Below are 4,165 nucleotides of genomic sequence, written 5' to 3' on the forward strand. Positions count from 1 at the left end.
TTGGTCCGGGTTTTACAACGCATCCTGGCCCTCACCGCGGCCATCTGGCACAACGACCACATCGGCGCACCGACCCCGCGATCACTGATCGCCTACGACCACTGACCCTTGGAATAGGTCATCTAGGGGCGGGACGCCGAGGCCCCGGGCAGCTGCAGCGGCGAGCCGCCGTGCTCGCGCGCGGGGGGCTCAGTCGCGGGGAGCGGGGGAGAACACCCAGCTGCGCAGGGCGACGAACCGGATCAGGCCGATCGCGCCGGTGACCGCGGCGATCAGGCAGAGCTGGACGACGGTGCCCACGTCACCGGTCAGGGTGTGCAGACCGGCCAGCGCGAGTGAGGTGGCGACCAGCCCGATGCCGGCCAGGCCGCCACCCTCCCACTGCGCGGTGAACCAGGAGACCCGGCCGCCGGCGTGGAAGGTGAGCCGGCGGTGCATCTCGTTGGCCAGCAGGGTGGAGGCGATCGCGCCGGCCAGGTTGGCGGGCTGGGCGCCGAGCCCCTGCAGGCCGATGAAAACCAGGGCGTACAGCGCACTGGAGACCCCGCCGACGACGACGAAGCGGGCGAACTGTGCCCCGGCGTCGTCCTGCTGCAGCCGCTCGCGCACCGCGCTCGACCGCTCCCGCACCCACGTCGGCGCGACCACGTCGTCGAACCCACCCGCGCGCACGCCGCAGACGGCGGTGCGGCGGAGCAGGGACGGGCAGGTCACGGGTCCTCCTCAGGGTGTGAGCACGGGTCCGTGCTCAGGCAGCAAGGTCATCCTGCGACAGCAACCAGTGGACCGCATGTGCATTCCCGGTGCGTTCCCGCAACACTCGTGACGTCGCTCACGCAGAGTGTCGGTACGTGCGTCGGCGTCCTGCTCGCGGCAGCGAGCCCGTCGACGGCGGGTTCCGGTCGGCCGCGCCGGGTATGGGCCGGTGCATGAGCCTGTTCGGTGTGCTGGACCGCCTGTCCGAGGTGTCGTCGTTCGACGCGAAGCTGGAGTCCGCCCGGACGGCGGTGAACAAGGTACTGCGCCCGCAGGCGTTCCGCGACCTGCTGCACGGCACGTGGCTGGGCCATCCGCTGCACCCGATCCTGGCGATGGTGCCGGTGGGCACCTGGCTGTCGGCCGGGATCCTGGACCTCATGCCCCCGGCCCGCCCGGCCGCCACCGCGCTGATCGGCACCGGCGTGGCGGCCAGCCTGCCCGCGGCGATGGCCGGTGCGGCCGACTGGTCGGAGCAGGACGACGCCGTCCGGCGGCTGGGCGCCATCCACGCCGCCGCCAACGTCGCCGCGCTGGGGCTGTACGTCGGCTCGCTGGTCGCCCGCGGCAAGGGCAACGGCGCGCTCGGGCGGGTGCTGGCCTACAGCGGCCTCGGCCTGGCCAGCGGGTCGGCGGCCATCGGCGGCCACATGTCCTACGCGCAGTCCTCGGGTGCGAACCACGCCGTCACCGACGCCCGGCAGCTCACCACCGACTGGATCGACCTCGGCCCGCTCGATGACCTGCCCGAGGGGCGGCCCGCGCTGCGCACCGGCGAGGGTCGGGGCACGCCCGTGGCGCTGGCCGTGGTGCGCCGGGGGGCCCGCGTGGACGCCTTCATCAACTCCTGCGCGCACGTGGGCGGGCCGCTGGCCGAGGGCAGCGTGGAGCAGGTGCGCGGGTCGGACTGCATCGTGTGCCCGTGGCACGGCTCGGCCTTCGACCTGGAGAGCGGCGAGCCGCACCGGGGTCCGACGGCGTCGGCCCAGGAGCGGCTCGAGGTCAAGTACGAGGCCGGTCGGGTGCTCGGCAAGCTGCCCAACCGGCACGTCTCGAAGTGACCGCCGGCGGCTGAGGCCGCCCTACGCTCGGCGACGTGCGGACGGTGCGCGCCCCGGTTCTCGCGCTGCTGCTCGCCGGCTGCGCAGTGGGCGGTCCGCCGCCCGCTGCGCCGCCCCCGCTGCCGGACGTCCCCGGGATGGCGGGGGAGGCGCTGCGTCACCGCTCCGACGAGGCGATCGGCGGGCAGGTCCAGGTGCGCCTCACCAACACCGGGACGACGCCGTTCACCGTGACCGAGGTGGCACTGGACTCCCCGGGCTTCGAGCCACTGCCGGCCCGTCCGGTGGACGCGGACTTCGCCCCCGGGCGGACGATCGACCTGCCGACGCCGTACGGGGTCGTGGACTGTGCTGCGCCGCCCGACCCGGCCGCGGCCCCGCTGACCGTCGTCCGGGCCGGTGGGGCCGCCGAGGAGGTGCGGGTCCCGCTGGCCGGCGGGACGCTCGCGCAGGTGCACGCCGAGGAGTGTGCGGCCGTCGCGGTGGCCGCGGTGGTGGGAGTCGCCGTCGAGGGGCTGACCGAGGCGGGGGAGGCGGTCGCCGGCGAACTCGTGCTGGCCAGGCGCACGGGCGACGAGCCGGTGGAGGTCGCTGCGCTGGGGCGCAGTGTGGTGCTCGAACCAGCACTGGACGCCGAGCTGCTCGTCACGCTGGTCGCGGGTCGTGACCGGCTGCGGCTGCCGGTGAGCTTCCGCCCGACGACCTGCGAGCCGCACCTGCTGGCCGAGACCAAGCAGCCGTTCGTGTTCCCGCTCCGGCTGACCGTCGGCGATGGTGACGAGGTGACGGTCGACCTGCCGCTGGACGACGCCCAGGAGGGGCTCCTGCAGGAGCTGCTCGGCCGGGTCTGCATCGGCTGACCGGGGTTGGCCGGTGGCGCAGTGGGCATTGGGGTCAGGTGTTCCTCTTCTTCACCAACCGGCTGGGTTGCCTGGGTTCCCTGCTGATCAGCCTGGTGCTCACCGGACTCCTCTTCCTGCTGTTCACCCTGCTCTGACCGGCCCGGGCAGGCGTTCTGGGAGACTCGCCCCGCCGGGCCTCTGGCGCCTGCAGAGAACCGCTTCTACCTGCGCGTTCGCGCCGCATCCGAACGGTCCATGCGTACGTCATCGGGACACCGCGTCAGCGCCGGTGGAATGCTGCTCGGGGCATCGTGGAACGGCCTTGCGGGGGCGGCGGGAATCTCTGGGGCCGCTCGGCGCCCCTGCGTCTTGCGATCGCCTGAGACGCAGATTCGGTCAGAGGCCGATGTCGGTGGAGACGGTGAAGTGAGTGGTCCGGCCATTCGATGGGTCAAGACGGGCCACTGTGAAGCGGACCTGGATCACCGTGGCGTCGGCCGCGAGCGGTTCCTGGAGCGTCACGTTCCCGGGGCGAGTGGTGCCCGCAGCGAAGTCGTAATCTGGCCAGACCTGTTCGGACTCGAACGGGAAGTCCGAGTTCGCGGTATCCGCACCTATGGAGCGGTCGAGCTGGTCCACGACCAGGAACCCGCTCGCAGGCACATGCAGGTCGTATCCGGTCTTGTTCTCCAGCCTCGCCTTCAACACGAGGCTCCCGTCGGCGGGATCCGTCTGCATGCCCTCGACGATGAGGCGCAGCCCTTGTTCCTCGCCTTCCCATGGCGGTGTGGTGCTTGGATCTGTGGAAGGCGCCGCTGTGCTTGTGGCGGACGCGGTGCCGGATCCCGGAGGCGAAGTGGCAGAAGGCGAATCGCCAGTCGAGGGCGAGGCGCTGGATGTCGTCGGGTTCGCATCCGTGGTGCCGGGAGCTGCTGCCGGTGCGTCAGGGATCGAACTTCGCCCTCCAGCCTCGGCCGCTGCGTCATCGTCCCTGCCAAACAGAACCGCCAAGATCACAAAGAGCGCCGTGAATGCGAAGAAGCCGGCAGCTTGGCTGCCCCTGACGCGCCCGTACTCCCCCCATGAGGCCTCCCAGTCACCGAGCTTGATCAAGGGCTTCTTGGCAAACAAGGCCACGACGGTGCACAGAAGGCCCACCGCGCTGAAGCCGATCAACACCCACCCGAGTGGTGTCACCTGCGTCTCCCCCTCCAACGGACCTATCGCGGGCGGGGAGGGCCACGTCGATGCCGTTGGGCCTTGAGTGTGCCGAAGAGCACCGACAGTTGTCAGGGAGGAACGTTGCCTGTCCCGCACCGGGCCTGATGGAGGCTCTCGATCCACGTGCAGATGGGAGTCACAGCGGTACCGAAGGAGATACGGGACTTGACCCCTGATCGTGGACACGCTGAATCCGGGCCCGGCCTGGAGGAAGCGAGAAGATCAGACGGTGGCGAGGAAGACGTACTCCGAGGAGTTCCGCCGGGATGCAGTGGAGCTGTACCG

4 protein-coding genes and 1 pseudogene are annotated in these 4,165 nt (G+C 71.4%); 3 read left to right on the plus strand and 2 right to left on the minus strand.

Features of this window, described 5'->3' with window-relative positions:
- Positions 1–105, plus strand: a pseudogene (locus tag G5C62_RS28415) (IS982 family transposase); the annotation flags it as partial.
- A gap of 84 nt (positions 106–189) precedes the next feature.
- Here the strand turns inward: G5C62_RS28415 and G5C62_RS25870 are convergent.
- Positions 190–714, minus strand: coding sequence for a GtrA family protein (locus tag G5C62_RS25870; RefSeq protein ID WP_164703260.1), 525 nt, complete (start codon positions 712–714; stop codon positions 190–192).
- A 215-nt stretch (positions 715–929) separates the two neighbouring features.
- Here G5C62_RS25870 and G5C62_RS25875 point away from each other — a divergent pair, with 215 nt between their 5' ends.
- Both G5C62_RS25875 and G5C62_RS25880 read left to right on the plus strand, forming a co-directional pair.
- The gene (locus tag G5C62_RS25875; RefSeq protein WP_164703261.1) at positions 930–1,817 is read left to right on the plus strand and encodes a Rieske (2Fe-2S) protein; all 888 of its coding nucleotides are present in this window, start codon (positions 930–932) and stop codon (positions 1,815–1,817) included.
- A 35-nt stretch (positions 1,818–1,852) separates the two neighbouring features.
- On the plus strand, positions 1,853–2,677 hold the full coding sequence (locus G5C62_RS25880) for a hypothetical protein (protein WP_164703262.1): 825 nt from the start codon (positions 1,853–1,855) through the stop codon (positions 2,675–2,677).
- Positions 2,678–3,055: 378 nt separating this feature from the next.
- Here G5C62_RS25880 and G5C62_RS25885 read toward each other — a convergent pair whose 3' ends face one another.
- Positions 3,056–3,838, minus strand: a complete 783-nt coding sequence (locus G5C62_RS25885) for a hypothetical protein (protein WP_164703263.1) — start codon at positions 3,836–3,838, stop codon at positions 3,056–3,058.
- Between the last annotated feature and the right edge of the window lie 327 nt (positions 3,839–4,165).

Source organism: Modestobacter sp. KNN46-3, assembly GCF_011039295.1.